Raw genomic sequence first — 2328 nt, 5'->3', positions numbered from 1 at the left:
CCGCCCGCCGAGATGCCGGCGGCGGATTCGATATAGGCGTTTGCCGGGCTGGTGCCGAGCGGCGCGGACACGACCGCCGAGAACGCGTCGACCATCATCGACTGGCGGATGTTGCGCGGATTGCCGTTCGCGTCGAGCAGGTTGCCGGCTTCCGAAATCGCCATGAAAGTCGACAGCGCGTCGAAGAACGCGGTGAACAGCATTACGAAGATGAACGGCCAGTACGCGACTTTCAGCGAGCCGAGCAGGTCGAGCTGGCCGATGCCGGAGAAGTCGGGCGCGGCGACGAGGCCGTTCCAGTTGACGAGCGTTTTCGTCGCGATGGCGGCCGGCCAGTACGCGGTGCCGTCGCCCCAGAAGCGGCCGATCGGAATCGCCAGCAGCGTCGTGACGACGATGCCGATCATCAGCGCGCCGGTCACGCGCCGCACGACGAGGATCGTCGTGATCGCGAGCCCGGTCAGGAACGTCACGATCACCGGGTTCAGCGAGGTCGAGTGAACGATCGTGACCGGATCGCCGACGATGAACTTCGCATTGACGAGCCCGATCAGGCTGATGAAGAGCCCGATTCCGCACGACACGGCGTGCCGCAGGTTCGGCGGGATCGCGTCGACGACGAGCTGGCGCGCGTTGAACGCGGCGAGCACCGCGAACATCACGCCGGCCCAGAACACGCAGCCGAGCGCTGTCTGCCAGGGCATCTTGCCGCCGTGCACCATCACGAACGCGAACAGCGCGTTCATGCCCATGCCGGGCGCGACCAGCACCGGGTTGCGCGCGTACAGGCCCATCGCGCAGCTGCCGAGGAAGCTGACGATGACCGTGGCGGTCAGCGCGGCGGCGAACGGCACCCCGGCCTGCGAGAGGATCCCGGGATTGACGACGATGATGTACATCGCCGTCAGGAACGTCGTGATGCCCGCGACGATTTCCGTGCGCACGCTCGAGCCGGACTCGCGAATGCGGAAGTAGCGGTCGAACGCCGAGCTGGCGGCCGGCGCGGTGGTGCCGTTGTAGATGTCCATCGGAAAAGCGCTCCTCAATGTCTGCCGTTATGGCGGGGGTGGTCTGCAATCGAACGTTGCATCGTCGATGAGCGGCATCGTCACGTCCTCACGCGGCATGCCAGTACGCATCGAGGCGGGCGATCAGCGCGTCGCGCTGTTCGGCGCTGACGAACGAAGCCTCGAAACCGTTGCGGATCACGGCGTAGACTTCCGCGTCCGTCAGACGCAGTCCTTCCACGGTCGCGAAATAGTTTTCGTTGACGTAGCCGCCGAAGTAGGCCGGATCGTCGGAGTTGATCGTCACGGCGACGCCGCGGTCGAGCAGCGACTTCAGCGTGTGCTTCGCCATGTCGTCGAATACGCACAGCTTCAGGTTCGACAGCGGGCAGACGGTGAGCGCCATGCGCGTTTTCGCGAGACGTTCGACGAGTGCCGCGTCCTCGATGCTGCGTACGCCGTGGTCGATCCGGTCGACCTTCAGGATGTCGAGCGCTTCGTACACGTAGGCGGGCGGCCCTTCCTCGCCGGCGTGCGCGACGAGCTTCAGGCCGAGCGCGCGCGCCTTCTCGAACACGCGCGCGAATTTCGACGGCGGATTGCCGCGCTCGGACGAATCGAGCCCGACGCCGATCAGGCGATGCCGGTACTGCTCGAACAGCGGCAGCGCGGCGTCGAACGTCGCGAGTGCGTCGTCTTCGGACAGATGGCGCAGGAAGCACAGGATCAGCTTGCTCGACAGGCCGCGCTTTTCCTCATCGGCGAGCGCGCGCTCGATGCCCGCGACGACCGTCTCGATCGGTACGCCGCGTTCGGTATGCGTCTGCGGATCGAAGAACAGCTCGGTGTGCGCGACGTTGTCCGCCAGCGCGCGCTCGCAGTATGCGGCGGTCATGTCGTAGAAATCCTGCTCGGTGAGCAGCACGCTCGCGCCGGCATAGTAGATGTCCAGGAACGACTGCAGGTCGGTGAACGCGTAGGCGGCGCGCAGCGCGTCGATCGAGTCGTACGCGAGCTTGACGTGGTTGCGCTCGGCGAGCGCGAAAATCAGTTCGGGCTCCAGCGAGCCTTCGATATGGATGTGCAGTTCCGCTTTCGGAGCACGGGCGATCTTGTCTTTGAAGGTCGGCGTCATGGTTTTTTCTTGGTCGGTCAGAAAGTAGTGGGGGCGCTCGCCGCTGCGTTCGCCTCGGCAGCCTGCAGCAACTGCGCCGCCACCGAGATCGCGATCACTTCGGGCGTCTTGTCGACGATGCCTTCGATGCCGATCGGACAGCGCATCTGGGCAAGCTGCAGCGGATCGATGCCGAGCGCCGCGAGG

General features: G+C 65.5%; 3 protein-coding genes. All 3 read right to left on the bottom strand.

Annotated elements, in window-relative coordinates:
* Positions 1-1028 (bottom strand): NCS2 family permease (locus KH616_RS24250; RefSeq protein ID WP_292253754.1); only part of this gene is annotated, 1028 nt, incomplete at its 3' end.
* 88 nt (positions 1029-1116) lie between these two features.
* Complete coding sequence (locus KH616_RS24245) at positions 1117-2142, bottom strand: adenosine deaminase (protein ID WP_292253751.1); 1026 nt, start codon at positions 2140-2142, stop codon at positions 1117-1119.
* A 17-nt stretch (positions 2143-2159) separates the two neighbouring features.
* Positions 2160-2328: XdhC family protein (locus KH616_RS24240; RefSeq protein ID WP_292253757.1), on the bottom strand; the 169-nt coding region annotated here is incomplete at its 5' end.

This window comes from Burkholderia sp. (genome assembly GCF_018375725.1).
Lineage (GTDB): Bacteria > Pseudomonadota > Gammaproteobacteria > Burkholderiales > Burkholderiaceae > Burkholderia.
This window is presented reverse-complemented; position numbering and strand designations above follow the sequence as displayed.

Bases quoted from the DNA above. Each gene is read 5' to 3' on its own strand.
- KH616_RS24245 (WP_292253751.1), bottom strand. From the start codon at position 2,142: ATGACGCCGACCTTCAAAGACAAGATCGCCCGTGCTCCGAAAGCGGAA.